Genomic DNA, 23,927 nt, shown 5'->3' on the forward strand with positions numbered 1-23,927 from the left:
CGTCAGTTCTTCAATCGCCACAACCCGTCGACGCGCACGAAGAGCAGCGGCCGGGCGACGCCATCCCCCAGCAACGTCAGACGATCCTGATCGGGTCCGGCTTCTGCGGGAGGTTCGGCGGCGACCGCTTGCAGGGCGGCGAGAAGGTCTTTCGCCTGCCGACCGCCGAAGTGTTCGACCAGCGTAGTGAGCGCCGCTTCGCGAGACTCTTCCAGCGTGGCGCCGGCAGCCGCGTCCGCTTCCACGCGACGTTGCAGGGCCTCCTCCAGATCGGAGGGGTCGACGTAGTTCTCGATCAGTTGCCGGTATTCCTGCTTCTCCAGCAGCGAAACCATCGCCGGTAGCGTCGTACCGATCTGCCGTCGGGGATCCTCAGCGGGTTCGCCGACCTGACACAGCGCGAGAGCGCCGATCCAGACGATTGCAAGCGAATTCATGCGGGAAGGCAGCGTTGGAAAAGCGATACGGAAGGCGGGCAGGCGAGGCAGGGGGGAATCGCTGATGCTCGCGAGCGACAAGCGAATCCGAAATCACGATAGCGGAGCGAGCGCCGATAGCCAAGCAACAATCCGATTTCTCGGATCAGTCTTCCGGCAGAGATCCGTGGCGATCCTCCAGGCAGCCGCGATCGATCCCGATAAAAAACGCGGGTCCCAATGAACCTGGTCGGCCTCCGAAATGCGACGGCGCTTGTCGAGGCCGTCTCGGGATAGAATCTCCCGTCGCAGGCGCCCCGATACGATACGCGGCAGCGTTCTCCTCCGTTCGATTCGATTCGCGACGCGATGACCGGCTCCGATTTCATCGTCCACGACGTCGCCTGCACGCTGTGCGGATGTACGTGCGATGACATCGGCGTCCATGTCCGAGGAGACCGTGTGGTCGAGGCGGAACGGGCCTGCGAACTCGCTCGTCCCTGGTTTCTGAAGCAGAACCAAACGACGTCTCCTGCCTGTGAAATCGAGGGAAAGCCCGCGCCCTACGCGGCTGCGATCGCGAGGGCGGCGGAAATCCTGAAAGCGTCGGACGCGCCGCTCCTGTACGGCCTCTCCCGGAGCAGTACGCCGGGCCAGCGAGTCGCCATCGAACTCGCCGATCGCCTCGGGGCAGTCGTCGATACCACCGCATCGCGACGGCACGCGGCGTCGATCATGGCGCTGCAGCGGGTAGGCGAGTCGACCTGCTCCCTGGGCGAAGCGAAGTCGCGGTGCGATCTCGTCATCTACTGGGGCTCGAATCCTGTCGAGACTCATCCGCGACACCTCGAAAGGTATTCCGTCGACGCTCCCGGCGCCTTTCTGGAGGGGCGTAAGCGGACGCTCGTCGTCGTCGACGTGAAGGAGACGCCGACCTCCCGCCGGGCCGATCTGTTTCTGAAGATCGCTCGCGGGAAGGACCTGGAAGCGCTCTGGGCGCTGCGGGCGCTCGTCGCAGGACGGTCGTTGCCGTCCGTTTTCGATGTCGGGGTTCCGAACGCGCAACTGGTCGACCTGGCTGCGCGGATGAAATCCTGCGGCAGCGGGATCGTCTTCTTCGGCCACGGGCTCGCTCTGGGATCGACTGTTCGCGCAGCCACGCACACTTCGGGCACAGGCGTCGCGAACGTCGAGACGCTGCTGCTACTGGTGACGGAACTGAACGAGCATGTGCGGTTCTATGCCCGGCGGATGCGAGTGCTCGGCGACGTGGCGGGCGCGGACAGCGTCCTCTGCTGGCAGACGGGCTTCCCGTTCAGCGTTTCGCTGAATCGCGGCTATCCCCGGTACTCCCCAGGCGAATTCTCCGCCAGCGAGCTACTTCAGCGACGCGAGTCGGACGCCGTCCTGTTCGTCGGCAGCGCCGGGGCCGCCGAACTTCATCCGGCGGCGCGACAGGCGCTTCAGGACCTCCCGACGATCGCGCTCGATCCGCCGTTTCAGGATCATCCGACGTTTCGTCCGACCGTTCTGATTCGAACGGCGGTTTACGGCGTCCACGCACCAGGAACGGCCTACCGCATGGACGAGATTCCGATTCCGCTCAAGGCCTTCCTGACGACGACGCTTCCGCGCGACGAAGACGTGCTGGCCGATTTGATGCGATCGGTTCGGCACGAGGACGAGAACCCGCTCGCGACGCTTCAGGGAGGGACCGAATCGTGAGCGGCGAGAACGTCGTGGACTTCCTGAAACGGCCGAAGCTCGACGCGAGCTTGTCTCTGCTCGTGCTGGTCGGATCGGACGCGTTCCTCCGTTTGGCCACGCGGCAGGCCCTGTTTCCGCCCGAGGGCGACACGGCGCCGACGATCTTCGCCGGCGAGACGGCGACGTTCGCGGACGTGATGGACGAGGTGGCGACGCAGTCGCTGTTCGACGTCGCCGGCTCGCGCGTCGCCTGGGTGCAGAACGCCGACAAGTTCGTCACCGCTCATCGCGCCGCGCTGGAGGCCTTCGCAGGGAAGCCGAAGGGCGCCGGGCTCCTCGCGTTGGAGGTCACCGCCTTCCCCGGCAACACGCGGCTCGCGAAGATCGCGGACGAGAAGGGCCTGATCGTGCAGTGCAAGCTGCCCGAGAAAAAGGTCGGCAAGAACACGGTGATCGACGAGAAAAAAGCGGTCGCGTGGATCCGCGAATGGGGCGAGTCGAAACATGGGGTGAAGCTGTCCGAGCCCGCGGCCAGGCGGCTGATCGATCTGTCGGAGGACGAAGCGGGCCTGATCGACAGCCATCTGGCCAAGCTCGCGCTCTACGCCCAGCCGAAGCAGGAACTCGGCCCGGAGGAGGTCCAGAGCCTCGTCGGCGGATGGAAGCTGGAGAGCGCGTTCGAAATGATGGATGCCGCCGCCGACGGCGACGCTGCCGGCGCGCTCTTGAAGCTGAATCATCTGGTCCGGGCGGGCGAAGCGCCGCAGGCGCTCTTCGGTTCGATTTCCTGGCATCTCCGTCGGCTGGCGACGGCGACGCGACGCTTCGAAGACGCGGAACGAGTCGGACGGAGGATCACGCTGCAACAGGCGTTGCTCGAAGCGGGCGTTCCGCAGTGGGGCGATCAGCTCGCCAAAGGCGAACGGCAGTTGAAACAACTCGGTCGCGGTCGTGCCGGCTCCTGTTTCGCGTGGCTGCGAGAGACCGACCTGGCCCTGAAGGGGTCGCACTCTCGCGACGAACGGGCGCTCAGGAAGCTCGAAGAGCTGCTGTTGCGTCTGGCCGCGAATACCCCGGCGCCAGCGACTTCTTCCTCGCCCGGAGGCAGAACGGCGTGAACTTTCGTATGCGAATCCTGCGCGTCGTTACCTGGCTCCGAAGCCACGAGCCGATCGTCTATATCGTGGCGTTGCTTATCGCCGCCGCGGCGTGGGGCTTCATCGAGATCGCGGACGTAGCCCTCGACGGCGACTCTTCCGCATTCGACGAAGCAGTCGTCCGGGGATTTCGGAATCCTGATGACCCCTCGCGGCCGATCGGGCCGGAGATGCTCGCGGAAATCGCTCGGGACGTGACGGCCCTCGGCGGCGTCGGACCGCTCGCTTTTTTCTCGGTCGTCGCAGCGGGATACCTTTTTTTCGATCGCAAGTTGCGGATGGCGCTGTTCCTGGCGTTCGCGACGGGAGGCGCCGTCGTCGTCAGCGTCCTGCTCAAGCAGATCTTCTCGCGTCCTCGGCCTTCCATCGTGCCGCATCTGACGGAGGTCTATACGAGCAGCTTCCCCAGCGGCCATTCCACGATGTCGGCGGCGATTTACCTGACGCTCGGTTCATTGATCGCGGCATCGACGCCGCGGATCACGCTCAAAATCTACGTGCTGGCGGTCGCGATCGGTCTTTCGATCGCGGTCGGCGTGAGCCGGGTTTATCTGGGAGTTCACTATCCGACGGACGTGCTGGCCGGCTGGATGGCAGGCATGATCTGGGCGCTCCTGTGCTGGTTCCTCGCGAGATGGCTCCAGGGCCAGCGCCAGGTGGAGCGAGAGCGGGAAACGACCGCGGATCTGGTCGATCCTGACGTCCGGCCCGACGGTTCCGACGCGTAAATTCCGTCCGATTTCGCTCGTGAAGTTTCGGCGAAGCCGCCGGGAGCGCTCCGTCGGCGGTTGACCTTCGGGACGCTCGCACGTTCAATTGGGCGGAACGCCGTTCTCGGACATCCTTTGGAATGACCGTGCGGTCCCCAGGCGAATCGATCTTCGTTCCGCTTCGCGATCTCGCGTCGTCGGCGCCTGATTCCGCCGCGTCCACGCCTCGCGCCTGTTTATGACGAACATTTCCGCCGGCGCCGAAATCCTGCCCGTCGATCGTCCGGTCGTCCCCCCGAGCGATCGCATGGCCAGTCTGTCCAATCTGGCGCAGACCCGGACGGCCGACCGAGCGGAGGGTGGTTCGGATGTCGGCATCCGGATCCGGGACTTCAGTTCCTGGTACGGCGATTTCCAGGCGCTGCGGAACATCGACCTGACGATTCGCGACCGGAGCGTCACCGCCTTCATCGGGCCCAGCGGCTGCGGAAAAAGCACCCTGCTGCGGTGGATCAACCGCATGAACGATCTCGTTCCGAGCGCGCGGGCGACCGGCGAGATCACGATGCACGATCTGGAAATCCTCGCTCCCCGGACGGACGTCGTCGATCTCCGTCGACGGGTCGGCATGGTCTTCCAGAAGCCCAATCCGTTCCCCAAGACGGTCTACGACAACGTCGCCTTCGGTCCGCGCCTGCACCTGAAGATGTCGCGGAGCGATCTCGATTCGCTCGTCGAATGGTCGCTTCGCCGCGCGGCCCTGTGGAACGAAGTGAAGGATCGCCTCCGGAAGCCGGCCCTCGGCCTCTCGGGCGGTCAGCAGCAGCGCCTCTGCATCGCCCGCGCGATCGCGACCGGTCCCGAGGTGCTTCTGATGGACGAGCCCTGTTCCGCGCTCGACCCGCGGAGCACCGACGCGATCGAAAACCTGATCGCCGAGCTGCGCAAGGAGTACACGATCGTCATCGTGACGCACAACATGCAACAGGCGGCCCGGACCTCGGACGACACGGCCTTCCTGTTCGAGGGGAACCTGATCGAGTTCGGGCCTACGCAATCGATCTTCACCAACCCGCAAAAGAAGCAGACCGAGAACTACATCACCGGTCGCTTCGGCTGATCGAGCCGCTCCCGAACGCTCCCCTTATGTTCACAGGTCTGGTCGAAGCTGTCGGCATCGTTCGTTCGCAGACGCCACGACCGCCCGGCCTGCGATTAACGCTCGCGGCCCCGGCGGAGTTCGTCGCTACGGCGCAGCTCGGGGAGAGCGTCGCCGTGAACGGCTGCTGCCTGACGGTCACCGATTTCGACGCCGATTCGCTCTCGTTCGACGTCGGCGATGAAACGCTGAAGCGGACGAACCTGGGCCAGCGACAGGCCGGGGCGAAGGTCAATCTCGAACGTGCCATGCGGCTGGGCGATCGCATCGGCGGCCACTTGGTCTCCGGGCATATCGACGGCGTCGGTCGCCTGTTGCAGCGGATCGACAAGCAGGACTGGGCCGACTTCCGCTTTTCCGTTCCCGGGGCGCTCAGCCGGCAACTCGTCTCGAAAGGATCGATCGCCGTCGACGGCGTCAGCCTGACCCTGGTCGAAGTCGACGCGAATTCCTTCAGCGTCATGCTGATTCCGCATACGCTCGCGATGACGACGCTGGGTGATCTTTCCGAGGGCGACGCGGTCAATCTGGAGACGGATCTCCTGGCCAAGTACGTCGAGCGGCAACTCGGTTTTCTGCCGGGAGTTCCTCAGCCCGCGGTCGGTTGAACGTACGAAGGGCGCTGCCGCTGCACGATCGCGAAGAATTCCCGCGCCGCTCGGAATGCCGATTGCGGCGATGTTCGATTGCGGGGCGTGATCCTCGCTGGCGGATGCCCGGTAGTTTGCTTCGCGAAACTTCGCCCGGCTAGAATGTCGATAGGCGCCCCGGCTCCGACGAGCGAACGGGACGCCGGTCATCGGTCCGCTTTCTCTGCGTCGTATTAAGGCCTCTCGCCGTGTGGTGGAACCTCATCGCGTGGTGCGACCTCCTGGCGATGGGCGCCACGGCGGCGGATGCGGCGCCTGACGCTGCGGCGGCAAGGCTGGCTTCCGTGAACTGGTGGCCCCTCGTCGGATTGGGCGCCGTGATTCTCGCCCTGCTCGGGATCGCGGCGAATTCGCTGATTCGCGACCTTCGCACGCTCAGGCGGCGTCGACTGACGGAACGCGGGAAACGCGATCTCCTCTACCAGCGCGAGCGGCTGGAGTTCGAATTCTGGAAGCGTGCCCAGGCGGCGGGCATTCCGCGCGGCCTCGTCTGGGAGGATTGCGACTTCGAGAAGCAGGTGACGTTCGTCCGCGATCGCAAGACGAAACGCCTCCGGGCGCTCGTCGGCGTGACGATTCAGTTCTCCGCCGTCCCCGGCGGAGCGTTGGAAGGGCACCCGAACGTCCAGCTTCTGCGGGCCGCGACGGCGGTCTTCGACTACGACGGCAAGCGCTGGTCGACCGCCGGCAGGGCTCTTTTCAATCTCGATCCGCCGCACGCGGTCGAACGTCTGCGGGAAGAGATCGAAGCCGCCGAGTGAGCCGCGCGACGCCGCTGCGTTCGGTTCGCTCGAAGCGAGTCCGCTCCACTGGGCTTGGCCTGTCTCCCTGTCTTGGCCCGTTCGCGGCCCGTGGGGTAGGATACAGCCTCTCCCTTCGCGACCCTAAAGACGATCTCCCCAGGCGGTTCTTCGATGACGCTCGACGACAAACTCCAGCAAGCCATCCAGCGCGGCGAGGCCCGCGCCAGAGAGCGCTCGGAGCATGACGTCCGTCGTCAGATGAACGCGGAGGAAATTCGCCGCCTGCACTCGACGCATCGCCTCCACCTGTCGGAGTACATCGAGGAGTCGCTCAAGAAGCTTCCCAACCACCTGCCCGGTTTCCGGTACGAAACCGTCTACGGCGAACGGGGGTGGGGCGCCGCGTGCAGTCGCGACGACTTCGGCATGCGAGACGGCACGCGAGCCAACTTTTTCAGCCGCGTCGAGATCACCGTCCGCCCGCAGTCGACGTTCCCTATTCTGGAGATCTCGACGAAGGGAACGGTCCGAAACAAGGAGGCTTTGAGCCGGACGCAGTACCAGAATCTGGACGATCTGGACGAGGCCGCGCTGAAGGAGATCATCGACGGCTGGATCGTGCAGTTCGTCGAACAGTACACGTCGAGCTTCAAGCAATAGTCCGCTCAGAAAGCGCCAGCGCTCGCTTCGGCGCGCCCGGGAATTTAGGCTGAGCGAATGCTCGCCTCGCCGAAGTCCCTCCCGGTCGCTCTTATGTCCGCCTTCCGCCGCCTTCGCCCGCGTTCGCTTCCCCGGATCTTCGCGCTGGGCGGATTGACCGCGTCGCTGCTGGGAACGCCGGCGTGCGCGAGCGCTGCCGAGCCGGACGTCCCCGGCGTGGAACGCGTGGAGTTCGTCTATGAGACGGCTTCGTTTCCGGAGTGCCACGCCTCGACGATCGCCGAGACGCCGCAAGGTCTCGTCGCCTCCTGGTTCGGCGGAGCGGAAGAGGGCGCCGCCGACGTCGGAATCTGGGTCTCCCGCCGGACCGCCGAGGGCTGGACCGCTCCGGTCGAAGTCGCGACCGGGCAGGGCGCCGATCCGTCGAATTCTTCGAAGCGATCGCCCTGTTGGAACCCCGTGCTCTTCCAGATGCCGGACGGCCCGCTGCTACTGTTCTATAAGGTCGGCCCCAGTCCCAGCGCCTGGTGGGGCATGCTGACCGAGTCGAGCGACGGCGGCGTCACCTGGTCGAAGCCGACGAAGCTTCCGGACGGCATGCTCGGCCCGATCAAGAACAAGCCGATCCTCGTCGCCGGCAAGCTGCTCTGTCCGACCAGCACGGAACATGACGGCTGGCGCGTTCATTTCGAGGTCTACGACCCGACGACCGGCGAGTGGTCGAAGACCGGCGTCATCAATGCAGGCGAGAAGCCTCAGGCCATTCAACCGACGCTTCTGACGCACGCAGATGGCTCTCTTCAGGCGCTTTGTCGCGACCGCGACGGCGACGGCGACGGGTCGATCCTCTCGACGCGATCAAGCGATGCCGGCGAAACCTGGTCGAAGCTGAAGGCCTTATCCCTGCCTAATCCCAACTCGGGCATCGACGCCGTAACGCTGAAGGACGGGCGTCACGTGCTGGTCTACAACCCCACGCGGCGCAGCGGTCCCGCTCCGCGCGGCAGGGAGAAACTCTCGATCGCGATCAGCGCTGACGGGGAGCAGTGGTCCGACATCGGCACGCTGGAAAACGAGGCAGGGAAGGAATTCTCCTACCCCGCCGTGATTCAGCTTGCCGACGGGACCGTCGCTATTGCCTACACCTGGCGCCGGGAACGGATTCGAGTCGTCTTCCTCGATCCGACTGCTTCCGGGAAGTCGGCCGGAAAGTGAGCGACTCAGGTCGCCGCGAGCGTTGCAGGCGGGCGGGGCGTCGGCGAACGCAAACTCTCGAAGGGAGAGGCCTCGGAAGCGTTCTTTTCCGTCTGACCCGTTTCTTGACGAAGAAATCGCTTAGCGCCGCCAAGATCGGATCGCATCCGGCGAATCGATCGTGCCGAAGCGGGTATAGTGACGTAAACGGATGTACCGGCGTCTAGTCTGGTCGCCTCCTTACTTCCCCCCGCTTCATCGATATTCGCATAAGGCGCTCTTCGATGTCGTACGGCTACTACCAGCCTCCCCCGCCCAAGACGTCCAATACCTGGATTTTCGTCTTGCTGGGCTGCCTATTCGGGGGCGGGTTCCTGATCGTCGCCGTTTGCGCGGGGATCGGCATTTTCTTCGTCACCGCCGCCGGTTCCGTCACGGAGGCCGCGCGGAAGGCGGCAGAAGCGCAGCGGGCGCAAGAAGTCGCCAGCTATCCATCGTTCGATCCTTCGGCGCCGTCAGCGCCGTCGTTTCCGGGCTACGTCCCGCCTCCCGCTTACGTCCCCCCGACGCAGGACAAGATCGACAGCTTCGACGAGGCGATCGCGGCGCTGAACTCGGGCGATACGTTCGACGATCGCGAGGCCGTCGAGTGGATCGCCGACCAGCCGGTCGACGCGATCCACAAATCGGATGTCATGGCTGGCTTCGTCGTCTGCCTGGAGCGGAAAAGTCAGGTACGCGAGGTCATGCCGCAGCTCGTCGCGTGGGCCGGCAATGACGCCGAGGCGCTCCTCCTCGGCTATCTGATGGACCCCGATTCCGTCGGCAACGATTCGTTCGTGCTGGAAGAGTCGATGAAGATCCTGCATGAGCGAAATCATCCCGAACTCGCGCCGGCTCTCGCTGGACTGGTGAAGTCGGGGAATATCCGTGCGTTCGAGGCCCGCCGGTATCTCAAGCTCATCGGGTCCGGCGCCGAGGAGGAGATCCTGCCGTTGATGAACGTCGCGGACTTCGGCGCACGTTCCGCGGCCCGGGAACTCCTGGACGAATTCGGCACTTCCCCGGAGAAACGGACCGCGCAGTGCCTGGTCGACCTCGATTCGTCCGACGAATCGACGCGTCAGGAAGCGGCGCGTTATCTTCGGGAAAAGGGGGTCTTCGACGCGAGCGGCCGCCAGATTCTGTTGACCAAGCTGGAGCCCCTGATCGAGAACGATCGCGGCTTCCAGAAGTTCGACAACTTCGAGCTCTACCTCGCCCAGGCGACCCTGGACAACGAGGAATTCGTCATCGCCTGCGCGGAGAGCGACGACCATCGCGTTTCGAGCGCGGCGATGAAGTGGCTCGGCGAGAAGGCTTCGCCGCGGGGATTGGCGATGCTCGGCAAGGCGTTCCTAGACCCGCGGATGCGGACGAAGGCGGCGCCCGCGCTCAAGGCGGCGGGACCTGCCGCTGAGGAGATTCTCCTCCCGCTCGTCGACGGCGGCGATCTTCCGACGCAGCTCGAAGCCCTCCGAACGCTGGAGGCCGTCGGAACCGAAAAGACGGTGACCGAGCTGCAAAGGAAACTCCGCGCGGCGATCAATCGTCGTGAAATCGTGATGACCCGCCCGATCCAGGACGCGATCGAGGCCCTGAAAATTCGCCTGACGCTGGAAGCCCGACGGGAGGGCGGAGCGGACGCTACCACCGGAACCGCCGGACCGACTCGCTCGCTGGAAAGCCGTACCTGGACCGACGTCACCGGCTCCTACACGATCGATGCGACGTTCGTCCGGCGCACGGGCGACGCCGTCACGATCCGTCGTCAGGCGGACGGCGGCGAGGTCGATCTTTCGCTCGAACAACTGAGCGAAGCCGACCGCAAGTACGTCGAGAGCGTCGACTGAATCGCCGTCGATCAAGCGTCGCGTCGCGTAACGCCTATAATGCTCTCTAAGCGACCGCAGTTTCGATGGTCGCAGGCTTAGCGAGAAGCTTTGCTTCGAGCTCGGCGAGGTCGATTTTCGCCGGAACGGCGAAGATCGACAGGCATTCAGGGGAGCGCGAGGCGCATGTCGGACGGCGGATTCTCTTCGATCGAGCAAGCGGTCGACGCTATCGCCCGCGGCGAGGTCATCATCGTCGTCGACGCCGAAGATCGCGAGAACGAAGGCGATTTCGTCTGCGCCGCGGAGAAGGCGACGCCCGAGAACGTCAATTTCATGCTCGGCGGTCGCGGGCAGTTCTGCCTGGCCGTGTTGCCCGAAGTCTGCCGGCGGCTCGATCTGCACTCGCTCGCCGACAACAACACGACGCGTTTGACCACCGCGTTCGTGACGCCGCTCGATCATATCTCATCACGGACCGGCATCACCGCGATCGAGCGTTCGAGGACCGTTCAGGAAATCATCGATTCGCGCACCGGACCGGACGATTTCGTGCGACCGGGTCACGTGCACGTGCTGCTCGCGAAACAGGGGGGCGTGCTGCGTCGGGCAGGGCATACCGAAGCCGCCGTCGATCTGGCGAGGATGGCCGGCGTCGCGCCCGCAGGGGTCGTCTGCGAAATTCTCGACGAAACGGGCAACCGGGCGTCGCGAGAGCACCTGTTCGGGCTGGCGAAGCGATACGGCCTGGCCATTGTTTCGATCGAGCAGTTGATCCAGCATCGTCGCCTGAGCGAAAAGCTCGTTTCCCGCAGCGCCGAATCAGATCTGCCGACGCCTTACGGCACGTTCCGCATCATCGTTTATTCGGTCAAATACGAGACCCAGGAGCCGATCGCGCTGACGCTGGGCGATTTGACCAGCGCCGAACGGCCGCTCGTCCGGATGCACTCCAGTTGCTTCACCGGCGATCTGCTCGATTCGCTCCGGTGCGATTGCGGCGACCAGCTCCGCACGGCGCTCGCGCGAATCGGCGAAGAGGGGACCGGAACGCTCGTCTACCTGCCGCAGGAGGGCCGCGGCATCGGTCTGGCGGAAAAGATCAAGGCGTACGCCCTCCAGGAACAGGGACTCGACACGGTCGAGGCGAACCAGGCGCTGGGACACGCGGCGGATAAGCGAGACTACGGCATCGGAATTCAGATCCTGAAGGATCTGGGCCTGAAAGAAATCCGCCTGCTGACGAACAATCCGAAGAAGATGGAGGCGTTCAACCTCCTCCGCAGCTTCGACTTGCGCGTGATGGATCAGGTCCCGATCGCGATCGCTCCCAACCCCCACAACGCCCAGTACCTGGCGACGAAGAAGCGAAAACTGGGGCACCTGCTTCCGGACATCGAAAACTGAGCGGTCGTCGCGACCAAACCCGTTCTGCAACAAGAACTTTGAGTACGACTGGCCCGGTCCGACCGTTCCTCATAAGGAAGGTTCGCGGCAACCGCGCGAATTCATTGCTTGGCGTGCAGAATTCAGTAACAATGAAGCGGTGCACGTCGATGAATGAAGCGCGGCGACCGGGCTAGCCCACCTGCGCTGGGCCAGTTCTTTTCGCCGAACGCTCCTGACCGCAGTTCAGACGAAGCCGATAGGAAACTCCCGAATGAATCCCATTCGCGGTATGCGACAGTGGTGGCAGCGAACGACCGGGGAAGAGGAGACGCCGTTCGACGGCGACGCTCCGACTTGGGTCGTCAGCATGCTGTTTCACATGGCGTTGCTGCTCGGCCTGGCCGCGATTCCTTCGGAACTCGTCGAGCCAGAGCCGGAGTTGATGATCGTCTCGCAGCCGATCGAGGAAGAGGAAGAGCTGATCGAGATTCCGGACTTCGCGTTCGACCCGCTCGAGCAGGAACTCATCGGCGCGAACGGGGACGAACTGGCGAATTCCGTCGCCGAGTCGTTCGCTCCCACGATCGCCGAAGCCTTCGTCGAACCGACGGTCGACCTGGACATCACGACCGAAGATCCCATCTTCGAAGTTAATGTGGCGGTCGAAGAAGCCGCCGCGCATAGCTACAGCGAAACGCTGGTCGTCAAGGGCGACGCCGGTTCCTCGGCCACCGCCGCAGCGGGCGCGATCGACCGGATCACGCACGAAATCATGCTCTCGCTCGACCAGCGCAAGACGCACGTCGTCTGGCTGTTCGATCAGACGGCCTCGCTGGAAACCGCTCGCGAGACGTTCGTCGAGCGGCTGGAGAAAATCTACGAAGAACTGGGCGTGATCGAGGCCGCGGGCGCCGAGCAGTTCGCCAAGCACGACGAATCTCCCCTGACGACGTCGATCATCGGCTTCGGCAATTCGGTCAATCTGTTCACTCCCGAGCCGACGAGCAACCTTTCGGAGATCGTCGCCGCGGTCCGGAACATGCCGCAGGACGACTCGGGCGTCGAACGCGTGTTCGGAGCGCTTTACGAAGCGGCCAACAAGTTCAAGCACTATCGCCTGCAGGAGGGGGGCCGCGAGCCGAAGCGGAACGTGATGCTGGTCGTCCTGACGGACGAAGCGGGCGACGACGCCTCGACGGGCCTCGAAGAGACGGTGAAGCTCTGCCGTCGGTACTCGATGCCGGTCTACGTCATCGGAGTGCCCGCTCCGTTCGGTCGGAAGGAAACGTACGTGAAGTGGGTCGACCCCGATCCGAATTACGACCAGACGCCGCAATGGGCCGCGATCGATCAGGGCCCTGAAAGCATGGAACCGGAAGGCATCCGCCTCAGCTTCGGCGCCCGCCGCGGCGAGGAGGAGCCGATCGTCGATTCGGGCTTCGGACCGTTCGCCCTGACCCGCCTTTGCTACGAAACGGGCGGCATCTACTTCACCGTCCATCCGAATCGAAACGTCACGCGCGTGGTCAGCCGCCGGGAAACCGACGCCTTCGCGGCCCACCTGGAACAGTTTTTCGATCCGAACGTCATGCGGAAGTACCGCCCCGACTACGTGTCGCGGGACGAGTACATGCGCCGCGTGCAGTCCAGCCAAATGCGATCCGCCCTGGTCCAGGCGGCGCGGCTCACCTGGCTCGAATCGATCGAGCAGCCGACGTTGACGTTCGTGAAGCGGGACGAGGCAGAATTCGTCGTCGCGCTGACGAACGCCCAGCGGGAATCGGCGAAGTTCTCGCCGAAGATCGACCAGCTCTTCCAGGTTCTCCGCATGGGCGAGGCGGATCGGGAGAAGGAAACGTCGCCGCGCTGGCAGGCGGGCTTCGATCTCGCCTACGGGCGCGTCCTCGCCGCCAAGGTTCGCACGGAAGGCATGAACGCCATGCTCGCCGAGGCGAAACGCGGCCTAAAGCTGAAGGATCCGAAGTCCAACACCTGGACGCTCACCCCTTCGGACCAGGTGACGGTCGACTCGCAACTCGCCGCGTCGGCTGAGAAGGCGAAGATGCTGCTTACCCGGGTCAAGGAACAGCACTCCGGCACGCCGTGGGCGCTGATGGCGGAAAAGGATCTCGAACTTCCGCTCGGCTGGAGTTGGGAAGAGTCCTATACGGCTCCTCCCGCCCCAATGCGACAGGGCCCGGCGAATCCGGCGGCCAATCCGGCCCCGAATCGTCCCGCTGAACAGGCGAGAATGCTCGAGAAGCCCACGCCCCGCCGGGCGCCGCCCAAGCTGTAAGCTGGGCGATCAGCTTCGAGGCGCCGTTACACGAAGAAAGGCCTGCGACCGAAGTCGCAGGCCTTTTTATGTTCAAAATAGTTAGGCGGTTCGGACCGAATCAGGTCGCAATGGTTTCCGCCGCCAGGTCGTTCATCCGGCTCTCGGCGAGCGCCGTGTCGGCGTCCAGGTGCAGCACGACGGTCCAGGTCCCCTGAGCGTCGGGGCGAACGATCCAGTGCGGCATGACGCAGACCGACTGATGGACCAGTTCGAAGCCTCCCTCGGACTGGCTGACGGTCTCGATCGGGTAGGTCCAGAAGCCGGTCGAGCGGTTCGCCGTGAGACGAACGTCGATGCCGAGCCACTCGTCGACCAGACCCAGCGTCCGTTCGTCCGCCAGATCGAGCTGGGTATCCAGCCGCCCCTGACGAAGCTTCTGACCCGAGTAGAACCAGCGGTCGTCCGCGCCCGAGGGCAGCCCGGCGAAGTTGAATTCCACCGCCAGGCAGAACGAATCGTCCGGCGAGAGTCCTTCCAGCTTGTAGGCGATCTCCAGACGGGAACTGCCCGCTTCCAGCGTCGCCGCCTTATGCAGACGCACCTTGCGACCGGCGACCAGTCCGTCTCGCGTCATCCAGGCCTGAACGCGGTCCGGGTTGCGGCGGATCTTCGCTTCGAACGGGGCGAGCACGAAGTCGCCGAGGTCAGGGGTCGTGTTGTCTCGTACGGCAGCGTGGGACGCGTCCGTCGCGAAGAAGCGATCGATCAGGCTCTTCCGCGGCGTCGAATCGTACTGCAGGCGCTGATCCAGCCCCTCCTGCTTGAACACGACGCGATCGTGAATGCTGGCGACCTCTTCGTCGCCCTGGTGGGCGCCGGCGAGAACCTTCTGGTGGTACGACTCCGGACGACGCGTCATCGTCGCCCCCAGGTTGTGGCAGATGGTCCGCGCGTCGAGTTCGTAGAGCAGACCTCCCCGCGCGGGCGCGAAGTAGGCGGTCAGTCGATTCGACGACAGCATGATCTCCTGCCGACCGTCGAAGTCGAAGTCGCCCGAGGCGATATCGACGTAAGGCGCCGTCCGACCGGTCGCCTGATCCATCACATTGTCGGCGGCGATCAGGTGGTTGAACACCGCGTTGCGCAGGTGGGGCAGGTAGATGCCGCCGAACGCGCCGTGCCAGTAACTGCAGTTGCACTGGCCGCGGTAGAGCTCGCGGGCTGCAGATTCCATCGCCGACGCCGAGGCGCCTTCGCGACGCAGGCGATCGACTCGCTTGCTGACCTGCATCATCCGGGCGTACATCTCGTTGGTTTCGGGGTACTTCACCTTGAAGTTCCGCCAGAAACCGCCGCGAACGAACCGCTTGAGCGACGACCAGCGTGGATCGTCGTGAACTTCGTGCGTGACGCGGTCGTACTCGATCTGCTTCGCGACCGGCAGCGACCACTCCGTCATTTCGCGATAGCTGCAGTCAGGAAGATAAATCTTCCCAGCCGGCGCCGTCTTGTCGGCAGCTTCGCCCAGTCGGACGGTATGCAGCCAGTCGCGGTTTTCAGTCAACGCGTCGAGAAACTGACGCAGCCACCCCCGTTCGTAGACGTGGGCCTTCGTGTCGGGCCAGGTGCCGAATTTCTCACCGTCGTCGCCGAAGACCGCGACGAAACCAGGCGTCTTTTCCGCGTTCCACCGGAGCCAGTCGATCGTTTTCTGCGGCTCGGCGAACGGGATGTAGTACCGAAGCTGTTCGCTGCCCGGGAAGATGCGGACGATCTCCCCGTCGTCTTCCGACAGGAAGTATCCGACCAGATCGTCCTCCGACAGGCCCGCCGCCTTGAAGTGGAAGTCGTCGAGGATCGTGTACTCGATCCCGGCGGCGGCCAGGTCGGAGACCAGAGCAGGTTCCCAGACGCGTTCCGGCGTCCATTGGCCGCGGATCTCGGCGCCGAGCCGATCCTGCAGCCACTTTCCGTAGGTGCGAATCTGCCCGATGCGATCCCGCGACGGGATCATCGTCAGGATCGGCTCGTAGAAGGGCCCGCCGATGATCTCGATGCGCCCCGCGGCGACGAGCGCGGCGACGCGATCGAGGTATTCGGGATGCTTCAGGTCGAGCCACTCGGCCAGCGGTCCGCTCGTATGGAGCGAGATCCGGAGGTGCTCGTACGGCTCGAAGACGTCCAGGAACGGAAGGTAGCTGTCCTGGTACGCCTGCTCGAAGACGCCGTCGAAATTCCCGACCGGCTGATGATTATGCAGGACGAGACAGAAATGAACGTGCGGCTGCATGAAAGGCGATCCGTTCCTCGTGGCGAAAATCCTGCGGCACGTCGGCAGCGTCCGGCGATCGTCTTCGATCGGAGAGCGGACGAAGAGCCGGGAAGCGAGCTGATTCCGGCCCTCCGACGTTCTCGACGGCATCGACGCGTCTGCCGCCGCTCAGTCGCCGAGAGTTCCGGCAGCGCCTGACTTGCGGCGCTTCCGGGTCGAGCATTCAAGCTATCGGATCGGGACGACCGGCTCAATCGCGAACGATCGCTCCGCACGTTCGAATCAGCGAAATTCGGCGTCGCAGGCGGCGGAATCGGAAGAGCTTAACGGAGAGCTCAAGGGAGCGGGCAGCCCCTCCCGATAGAACTCCGCAGCCAACTCCGGAGCGACGGCATTGATGAAGCACTGCGTCCCGAACTCGAATCCTGCGGCCTTCGCCGTTCGGGGGAGAACTTCCAGACGCCAATGAAGCGAATCCTCGACGTCGCCGGAGAAAGGCGCCGTTTGCAGCACCAGGTTGTATTGCGGCTGACGGAAGTCGAGTTCGATCCGCCCGAGCACAGCGCGGACGAGCGACGCAAGTTCCAGAAGCCCGGCGTCGTCGACTCCGTCGAATCGTGCGGCATGTCCCTTCGGAGCGATGCAGACCTCGTACGCGAAGCGGCTCGCGAACGGGCACCACGCGACGAGCCCCTCCGTTTCGGCGATGACGCGCGAACCGGCGGCGATCTCCTGCTCCACCAGTCGGCAGGTCATGCACGTCCGCTCGCGTCGGCGATGCTCCCAGGCCGCCTGCCACGTCGTTTCGACGTGCGGCGGGACCATCGGCAGAGCGACGATCTGACTGTGCAGGTGTTCGAGCGACGCTCCCGCCTCAGGGCCGACGTTCTTGAAAACCGAGGCGTAGGCAAGGCGCCCGTCAGCGGCGAATTCGGCCAGTCGCGAACGATACGCCGCGAACATAAGGGGCAGGATCGCCGGATCGGCCTCCGTCACCCGGCCGCAATGTCGCGGCGATTCGATGACGACCTCATGCCGTCCGACGGCGGGTCCGACCGCCGCCAGGTCGCAAGCTCCCTCGCGAGCGATCGAACTGGCGATCGCGGCTTCGCCCAACGTCGAGCGACGACCGCGCGAGGCCTGCCGGACGGCGGGGTAGCGGTTCGGAACGACGCGCACCCACCAGGGATCTTCCGAGTCGCCCAGGTCCGTCACGGAGAATCGCTGCGAGGCCCGGGTCGGCACGGCCCCGTTACGCGAGGCGGCCGCATGCTGCATCTGCGCATAATCGCGCTGCCCCAGTCGCAGGATCTCGGGAGGCGTCTCCGACTCGAACCCCACGCAGAAGGGGCAGGAGCGTGTCGGCCGGACGCGACTGACCGCCTCGAAATCTGCCGGACGACCCGAACGTTCCTGGGCGACTAAAGCCCAGGTTTGATGCAGCGGGTCGAACCGGTATTCAGACATTGCCGCCTCTCGAACGAGCGCTGCACCACCGTTCCCGCTGCGTTCCCTTATGCAGCGATTCCCTACGTTATCACGGTCATCGGTCGAGGACAAAGCGCGTCTCGACGCGATTAACCCTTTTCAGGCGAACGGCATCCGGCAAAACCGGGGAAAGTTCTCAGGCTTAGCAGAAGCCCCGTCAGGAGCCGGGTTTACCCCTATCCCGAGGCGGTCGCTTCACTGCTGAAGCCGAGTCCCTGGATGCAAACTCAGCGGAAGAGAAAACCCCGCTGCGGTTAGGTCACATCCGCATCTCAACGCCTGCGAATGGCGTGCCGTAAGGGCGTTTAGAAAGTCCTTCCGCGCATCGGCCGATCGCGAAAATATTTTCGCTCGCACACGCGGACGCTCCCGCCTCGAAGGGGTTGAAACGAACGAAGCGCCCAGTACGCCGATCGGAGCTCCCGGTCGACGAACTAGGAGAGGGACTGCCGCCACTCGCGATGGACGCACATCGCTTCGCGATAAACCTCTTCGTAGCGTGCGGCGCTTTTCTCCCAGGACCAGTCCTGCCGCATGCCGATTTCCACCACGCGCGACCATTCGTCGGGTCGATTCCGGTAGGCCTCCAGCGCCCGCTGCATCGCCGTAACGAACGAATCGACGGTCAGCCCGTCGAAGCTGTAGCCGTTCGCCCGTCCCTCAGCCAGCGTATCGGGGGCGACGTCGGTGATCGTGTCGGCCAGACCGCCCGTCCGCCGGACGATCGGGACCGTGCCGTAGCGAAGGCTCTGCAACTGGGCCAGCCCGCACGGTTCGAACACGCTGGGCATCATGAACATGTCGACGCCGGCCTCGATCTGGTGGGCGAGCGATTCGGAAAACTCCCGGCGGAACGACACGCGACCGCGATAGCGGGTCTGCAAATCATGCAGTTCGGCTTCGATCTCCCGTTCGCCGGTGCCCAGGATCGCGAACTGTACGTCGCCTTCTTCGAGCAGGGCCTCCATCGCCGGGAGAATCAGCCGCCAACCCTTCTGCTCCGTCAGACGCCCCACCTGTCCGACCAGCGGAACGTCGGGCACCGCGTACAGGTCGAACTCCTTCTGCAGAGCGGCCTTGCACGACGCCTTGCCTTGCCGCCAGTTCGACAGGTCGTAATTGGTCGCGATTTCGCGATCCGTCGCCGGATTCCAGACGTCGACGTCGATGCCGTTCACGATGCCATGCAGGCGGCCCGAACGGAAACGCAGGGTCGAATCCATCCCGCAGCCGAGTTCCGGCCCCTGGATCTCGTCGGCATAGCGCGGACTGACGGTCGTCAACTGATCTGCGAAGACGAGGCCCGCTTTCAACAGGCTGATCTGACCGTAGAACTCCAGGTAGTCCCAGGAGAAGTACTTCCAGTCGAGTCCCGTCAGCGGCATGTCGTAATGCCAGAACGCTCCCTGGAACGCCAGGTTGTGAACGGTGAAGACCGTCGCGAGTTCCTGATACCCGAGAGCCTTGGCGTATTCGGTCTTGAGGTAGGCCGGGATCAGGCCTGTCTGCCAGTCGTTGCAGTGGACGACATCCGTCTTCAGGTCGAGCAGCCGGATCGCCTCGACCGCAGCGCGACAGAAGAAGACGAACCGCTCGCAGTTATCGTAATAGTCCTTGCCCCCTTCGCCGTAGAGGGCCATCCGGTCGAAGTAATCGTCCTGCTCGACCAGGATCAGTTCGACGTCCGAGCCGGGAATCGTCGTGCGGTGGTAAGAACCCTGCACGAGCCGGTCCCGGATCGGCACGTCGACGGTGACGCCGAGACTCTCGGTCCTCGCGCCGTAGTCCTTCACGCAGCGATAGTACGGCAGGATCACGCGAACGTGATGGCCCATCCGCGAAAGCGCGACGGGGAGCGCCTGCATCACGTCGGCGAGGCCGCCCGTCTTGGCGTACGGAGCGACTTCGCTGCCGACGAAGAGGAGATTCAACGCTGCTGTATCCTGGCTGGAGGGTGGCCGCGACGCTGCTTCGCCTCGTTGAACGGCAGCGTTCGCCGCAATTCGAGGGACGGTCCGTACAGCGTCGCCGACAGTCTAGTTTCCCCCTCCCGCCCAGGCAACGCGACCGGAACGGTCGAATCGATCGAATCGATTGTCCGGGCGAATGCGAGGCCTCGAATCCGAATCGTGCGGTCCGGATGCCCCCTGGAAGGGCTAAGCGATGATCTCCCGGATCGCGTTCCCGGCGACGTCCGTCAGTCGAAAATCGCGGCCGTTGTAGCGATAGGTCAGGCGCTCGTGCTCCAGCCCCATCAGGTGCAGGATCGTGGCGTGCAGGTCGTTGACGTGGACCCGGTTCTCGACGGCTTCGTAGCCGATCTCGTCCGAAGCGCCGTAGGTGACGCCTCCCTTCACGCCGCCGCCGGCCATCCAGGCAGTCAGAGCATGAGGATTATGGTCGCGACCCGGCTTATCTCCCTTCTGAGCGATGGGCAGGCGTCCGAACTCGCCGCACCAGATGACCAGCGTCTCGTCGAGCATCCCGGATCGTTTGAGATCGTCCAACAGCGCCGCGACGGGTTGATCGGATTCCAGCGCGAACTCGGAGTGATTGCCCTGGATATCGGCGTGGCCGTCCCAACTCCGCTGGTTCTCCATGCCGCCGGAGTAGATCTGCACGAACCGCACGCCCTTTTCCACGAGCCGCCGGGCGGTCAGGCACTGCCGGGCGAAGTGGTCGCAGTGCGGGACGCCGACGCCGTACTTCGCCAGCGTCTCCGCCGACTCGCGATTCACGTCCAGCGTCTCGGGCGCCGCCGCCTGCATGCGGAAGGCAAGTTCGAACGATTCGATCCGCGCGGCGATATCGCTCTCCTGCGGATTGGCCGCGATGATCCGGTTTTCGACCTGTCGAAGGAGATCGAGTTGCGACCGTTGCAGGTCAGCAGTCAGGTCGCCGGGCCGAGTGAGGTATTCGATCGGCTCGCCCTGCGGCTTGAGATGCGTCCCCTGATAGACTCCCGGCAGAAAGCCGGCGCTCCAGTTGTTCGCGTTCCCCTTCGGCAGCCCGCGACCCTTCGGATCGGTCATCACCACGAAGGCAGGAAGGTCGCGACTCTCGCTCCCCAGGCCGTAGGTCGCCCAGGCCCCGACGCACGGGAAGCCCATCCGCGGCAGGCCGCAGTTCATCATCAGCAGAGCCGGCGCATGGTTGTTCGACTCGGAGAAGCCCGAGTGAATGAACGCAATGTCGTCGACGAATTCGCCCAGCTTGGGAAAGATCGACGAGACCATCTTGCCGCACTGACCGCGCGGCGAGAACGCGAACGGGGACTTCATCAGTCCGCCGACGGCGTCCTTGAAGAACCCGGTCGTCTCCTGAAACTCGGGGTTGAACTCCTTGATGGACTTGCCGTCGTGCTTCTCGAGCGCGGGCTTGTAGTCCCACGTGTCGACCTGGCTCGGCCCGCCGTTGACGAAGATCCAGATGACGGACTTCGCCTTCGCCGGAAAGTGGGGCGCCTTGGGCGCGAGCGGGTCGAGCGGCGCCTCCGCCAGCGCAGGTCGCAGCAGGCCGTCCTGCGCCATCGCGGCGATCAGGCCCAGGTAGCCCGCTCCGCAGCCGGCACGTTTGAGCCAGTCGCGACGGGAGAAGAGATGGCGGTCGTCCATCGGTCGCCTCATCCGTAGGGTGGGTCATCGACCCACCGTTGTTTTCGGTCAATTTCGAGAGGATGCGTACGGACCGCGTCCGCGCTGCAAGCATGGTGGGTCAATGACCCACCCTACGGAGGAAACGGCTACGGCAGATACAAGAACTCCGAACTGGCCAGCAGAATCTGGCAGAGGTCGGTCCAGGCGGCTCGTTCCGCACCGGCGGGCGAGTCAGGCTGACGCTGCTTCATCTGGTCGGCGAGGAAGCCTTCGGCAAGCGTTCGTTCGTCCGACGTCGGCGCTCTGGCGAAGAGCGCGGCGTAGAGCGAATCGAGCCGCTGCGCCGGTTCCATCGCCAGCGTCGTCGCTGCCAGACTGGCCGCCGAATCGCGAACCGTGGGCGAGTTCAGCAGAAGCAGGGCCTGAGGAGAAACCGTCGTCGTCGGACGATCGCCGATGCTGACCAGGTGCTCGGGCCAGTCGAAGGCGAGCATCGAAGGAATGAGGGCGCTGCGCTTGATCGTGAAGTAGATGCTGCGGCGCCGCATCCGCTCGTCGAGCGTGCCGGGGCCGTACATCCGCCCGTCGAGCCGTCCCGACGCCGCCAGGATCGAATCGCGGATCGCCTCGGCTTCGAGCCGGCGGGTCGGAAAGCGCCAGAGCCAGACGTTCTGCGGATCCTTCTGGGCATCCGCCTCCGATCCGACCGCAGTCATGCGATAAGCGTCCGACAGGAGAATCTTGCGATGGAGCGACTTGAACCCGCCGTCCCCTTCGACGAGTTCGCAGGCTAGCCACTCCAGCAGTTCGGGATGCGTCGGCGGCTCTCCCTGCGTGCCGAAATCGTTCGGCGTCGCCACGATTCCGACGCCGAAGTGATGCTGCCACAGGCGATTCGCCAGCGTCCTGGCGACCAGCCTTCCGGCGCCGCTTTCGACGTCGGTCATCCACCGGGCGAGGCTCGCCCGATCGTAGCCCGACAGGGCGTTCGCCGGAGCGCTGACGTCGAATGCAGAGGCTTCAAACGCTTCCCTCTTCAGGACGGCCAGGAATCCCGGCTGAGCCACTGCCTGCTTCTGATTCACGCTGCCGCGAGATAGGACGTGCGTCTCGGGATAGAAGTGCGGATATCCGCGACCGTCGGCATGATGCGACAGATGGGGCAGTCCCTCCGAAGCGACCAGCGCGGTCGCCAGAGTCAACTGCGGCCCCGCCTTCTCCAGCGCTGCCAGTTCCTTCTTCAAGCCATCGAGGTCCGTCTGCTTCGCGGGCTTATCCGCTTCCGCAGCGCTCGCCAGTTCACTCTCCGCCGTCGCGACGCGCTGTTTGAGCGCCTCGACCTTCTCGGCATGCTCCGCCTTCCGGCGTGCGTTCGCTTCAGGCTCCAGGTCCCACGTCTTTTCGCAACGAATCGTTCGCGTAAAGTGCGCGGCGAATTCGTAATACTCCCTCGCGGGAATCGGATCGAACTTGTGATCGTGGCAGCGGGCGCAGCCGATCGAGAGCCCGAGAAACGCATTGCCGGTCGTCGCGACCATATCGTCGAGTTCGTCGTACCGCGCCGATTCGAACTCCATCTCCGTGAGCTGCGTCGGAAAGGCTCCTCCGGCGAGAAAGCCGGTCGCCGTCCACGCCTGGCGGCTTTCCGGGGCGAGTTCGTCGCCTGCCACCTGCCAGCCGACGAAGTCCTTCCACGCGAGGTCGTCGTTCAACGCCTCGATCAGAAAGTCGCGATACCAGTACGCCGTCGGCCGGTCGTAATCCTGTTCGTAGCCGTGCGACTCGGCCCACCGCGCGACGTCGATCCAATGCCGGGCCCAGCGTTCGCCGAAGCGAGGCGAGGCGAGCACGCCGTCGACCAGCCGCTCCCACGCGTCGGGATTCGCGTCGTCGACGAACGCTTGCGTCTGCTGCGGCGTCGGCGGGATGCCGAGCACGTCCAGATAGACGCGACGAACGAGGGTCCGGCGATCGGCCTCCTCCGCGGCGCCGACGCCGACTTCGTCCCGCTTCTGGGCGAGAAACCGATCGATCGGCGACCCGACATGGGGCGGTCCCGCTTGCGGCAGGGCAGGGCGGACCAGCGGCAGGAAGGACCAGAAGGCCTTCGACTCTTCGGTCACGACCAGCTCGCCCGCCTCGTTCGTCACGCGATTCGACAGCGGCCCGTCGTACGGCGCTCCGAGGTCGATCCACTTGGCTAGCAGGGCGATCTCCGCCTCGGTCAGCTTCGGCTGTTTCCACGGCATGTGCGGCTCGCTCTCATGCCGCACCAGTTCCATGAGATAGCTCTCCTCGGCCGTCTCGCCGAGATAGCCGCTCTCCGCCAGCTTCTCGCGTGTCGTCAGGTCGAAGTCGGCCTTCACCGACGTCCCGCCGTGACATTTATGACACTTGTGAATCAGCAGGTTCCGGACGTCGCTCTCGAAAAGCGCCAGGCCCGGATCCTGCTCGCCGGCTGCGTCCAACGCCGGCTCTTCCGCGACTGCGACGTTCGAAGCCGCGAAGGCGAAGCTGGCCGTCGCCGTTAGCGCCGCGAAGAGGCTCCGCAGCGATCTGAACTGAACGACCGCCGGGCGATTCAGTCGGCGCACGAAACGAGAGGCCGAGGCGAACGTCATGGGCCGTCTGCGCGGT

Annotated in this window: 17 protein-coding genes; 11 read left to right on the plus strand and 6 right to left on the minus strand. The window is 64.6% G+C overall.

The features are described 5' to 3' along the window. Window positions 1-2: 2 nt before the first annotated feature. Window positions 3-437, minus strand: a complete 435-nt coding sequence (locus tag SH602x_RS19730; RefSeq protein ID WP_479473939.1) for a hypothetical protein — start codon at window positions 435-437, stop codon at window positions 3-5. 348 nt (window positions 438-785) lie between these two features. Between SH602x_RS19730 and SH602x_RS19735 the strand changes: the two genes are divergently transcribed. The 11 genes from SH602x_RS19735 to SH602x_RS19785 all read left to right on the plus strand — a co-directional run bounded on the left by SH602x_RS19735 (window position 786) and on the right by SH602x_RS19785 (window position 13,952). Then, window positions 786-2,141 carry a formylmethanofuran dehydrogenase subunit B gene (locus SH602x_RS19735; protein WP_479473940.1) on the plus strand — a complete coding sequence of 452 codons (1,356 nt, stop codon included), beginning with the start codon at window positions 786-788 and terminating at the stop codon, window positions 2,139-2,141. Next, entirely contained in the window at window positions 2,138-3,241 is a 1,104-nt protein-coding gene (gene holA, locus SH602x_RS19740; protein WP_479473941.1) for a DNA polymerase III subunit delta, read from the plus strand. Before SH602x_RS19735 ends, holA begins: the two co-directional genes overlap by 4 nt. Further along, a complete protein-coding gene (locus SH602x_RS19745; protein ID WP_479473942.1) occupies window positions 3,238-4,008 on the plus strand; it encodes a phosphatase PAP2 family protein in 771 nt (256 codons plus the stop codon). The genes holA and SH602x_RS19745 overlap by 4 nt, the downstream gene beginning before the upstream one ends. Window positions 4,009-4,297: 289 nt before the next feature. Continuing rightward, window positions 4,298-5,110, plus strand: a complete 813-nt coding sequence (gene pstB, locus SH602x_RS19750; RefSeq protein WP_479477121.1) for a phosphate ABC transporter ATP-binding protein PstB — start codon at window positions 4,298-4,300, stop codon at window positions 5,108-5,110. 26 nt (window positions 5,111-5,136) lie between these two features. Then, complete coding sequence (locus SH602x_RS19755) at window positions 5,137-5,757, plus strand: riboflavin synthase (RefSeq protein ID WP_479473943.1); 621 nt, start codon at window positions 5,137-5,139, stop codon at window positions 5,755-5,757. A 230-nt stretch (window positions 5,758-5,987) separates the two neighbouring features. Continuing rightward, the gene (locus SH602x_RS19760) at window positions 5,988-6,560 is read left to right on the plus strand and encodes a hypothetical protein (protein ID WP_479473944.1); all 573 of its coding nucleotides are present in this window, start codon (window positions 5,988-5,990) and stop codon (window positions 6,558-6,560) included. 153 nt (window positions 6,561-6,713) lie between these two features. Next, window positions 6,714-7,202, plus strand: coding sequence for a hypothetical protein (locus tag SH602x_RS19765; RefSeq protein ID WP_479473945.1), 489 nt, complete (start codon window positions 6,714-6,716; stop codon window positions 7,200-7,202). A 93-nt stretch (window positions 7,203-7,295) separates the two neighbouring features. Continuing rightward, window positions 7,296-8,417, plus strand: coding sequence for a sialidase family protein (locus SH602x_RS19770; RefSeq protein WP_479473946.1), 1,122 nt, complete (start codon window positions 7,296-7,298; stop codon window positions 8,415-8,417). 263 nt (window positions 8,418-8,680) lie between these two features. Continuing rightward, the gene (locus SH602x_RS19775; RefSeq protein ID WP_479473947.1) at window positions 8,681-10,288 is read left to right on the plus strand and encodes an SHD1 domain-containing protein; all 1,608 of its coding nucleotides are present in this window, start codon (window positions 8,681-8,683) and stop codon (window positions 10,286-10,288) included. Between the two features lie 165 nt (window positions 10,289-10,453). After that, on the plus strand, window positions 10,454-11,674 hold the full coding sequence (gene ribA, locus SH602x_RS19780; protein ID WP_479473948.1) for a GTP cyclohydrolase II: 1,221 nt from the start codon (window positions 10,454-10,456) through the stop codon (window positions 11,672-11,674). Window positions 11,675-11,927: 253 nt separating this feature from the next. Further along, the gene (locus SH602x_RS19785; RefSeq protein ID WP_479473949.1) at window positions 11,928-13,952 is read left to right on the plus strand and encodes a vWA domain-containing protein; all 2,025 of its coding nucleotides are present in this window, start codon (window positions 11,928-11,930) and stop codon (window positions 13,950-13,952) included. A gap of 100 nt (window positions 13,953-14,052) precedes the next feature. Here SH602x_RS19785 and SH602x_RS19790 read toward each other — a convergent pair whose 3' ends face one another. The 5 genes from SH602x_RS19790 to SH602x_RS19810 form a co-directional block, all read right to left on the minus strand. Then, window positions 14,053-16,224 (minus strand): alpha-amylase/4-alpha-glucanotransferase domain-containing protein, encoded by a 2,172-nt coding sequence (locus SH602x_RS19790; RefSeq protein ID WP_479473950.1) that lies wholly within the window; start codon window positions 16,222-16,224, stop codon window positions 14,053-14,055. Between the two features lie 264 nt (window positions 16,225-16,488). Further along, window positions 16,489-17,547 (minus strand): galactose-1-phosphate uridylyltransferase, encoded by a 1,059-nt coding sequence (locus tag SH602x_RS19795; protein ID WP_479473951.1) that lies wholly within the window; start codon window positions 17,545-17,547, stop codon window positions 16,489-16,491. A 581-nt stretch (window positions 17,548-18,128) separates the two neighbouring features. Further along, a complete protein-coding gene (gene glgA / locus SH602x_RS19800; protein WP_479473952.1) occupies window positions 18,129-19,625 on the minus strand; it encodes a glycogen synthase GlgA in 1,497 nt (498 codons plus the stop codon). Between the two features lie 225 nt (window positions 19,626-19,850). Next, window positions 19,851-21,308: a DUF1501 domain-containing protein gene (locus tag SH602x_RS19805; protein WP_479473953.1), complete on the minus strand. Its 1,458-nt coding sequence runs from the start codon at window positions 21,306-21,308 to the stop codon at window positions 19,851-19,853. 128 nt (window positions 21,309-21,436) lie between these two features. Further along, window positions 21,437-23,911 carry a DUF1549 domain-containing protein gene (locus SH602x_RS19810; protein WP_479473954.1) on the minus strand — a complete coding sequence of 825 codons (2,475 nt, stop codon included), beginning with the start codon at window positions 23,909-23,911 and terminating at the stop codon, window positions 21,437-21,439. Window positions 23,912-23,927 lie beyond the last annotated feature (16 nt).

Source organism: Lignipirellula cremea (genome assembly GCF_056501455.1).

Excerpts from the sequence above, each read along its gene's own strand:
- SH602x_RS19810 (WP_479473954.1), bottom strand. The coding sequence starts at position 23,911 with ATGACGTTCGCCTCGGCCTCTCGTTTCGTGCGCCGACTGAATCGCCCG.
- SH602x_RS19785 (WP_479473949.1), top strand. The coding sequence starts at position 11,928 with ATGAATCCCATTCGCGGTATGCGACAGTGGTGGCAGCGAACGACCGGG.
- SH602x_RS19790 (WP_479473950.1), bottom strand. The coding sequence starts at position 16,224 with ATGCAGCCGCACGTTCATTTCTGTCTCGTCCTGCATAATCATCAGCCG.
- SH602x_RS19755 (WP_479473943.1), top strand. The coding sequence starts at position 5,137 with ATGTTCACAGGTCTGGTCGAAGCTGTCGGCATCGTTCGTTCGCAGACG.
- SH602x_RS19730 (WP_479473939.1), bottom strand. The coding sequence starts at position 437 with ATGAATTCGCTTGCAATCGTCTGGATCGGCGCTCTCGCGCTGTGTCAG.
- SH602x_RS19735 (WP_479473940.1), top strand. The coding sequence starts at position 786 with ATGACCGGCTCCGATTTCATCGTCCACGACGTCGCCTGCACGCTGTGC.
- SH602x_RS19765 (WP_479473945.1), top strand. The coding sequence starts at position 6,714 with ATGACGCTCGACGACAAACTCCAGCAAGCCATCCAGCGCGGCGAGGCC.
- SH602x_RS19770 (WP_479473946.1), top strand. The coding sequence starts at position 7,296 with ATGTCCGCCTTCCGCCGCCTTCGCCCGCGTTCGCTTCCCCGGATCTTC.
- ribA (WP_479473948.1), top strand. The coding sequence starts at position 10,454 with ATGTCGGACGGCGGATTCTCTTCGATCGAGCAAGCGGTCGACGCTATC.
- SH602x_RS19805 (WP_479473953.1), bottom strand. The coding sequence starts at position 21,308 with ATGGACGACCGCCATCTCTTCTCCCGTCGCGACTGGCTCAAACGTGCC.
- SH602x_RS19775 (WP_479473947.1), top strand. The coding sequence starts at position 8,681 with ATGTCGTACGGCTACTACCAGCCTCCCCCGCCCAAGACGTCCAATACC.
- pstB (WP_479477121.1), top strand. The coding sequence starts at position 4,298 with ATGGCCAGTCTGTCCAATCTGGCGCAGACCCGGACGGCCGACCGAGCG.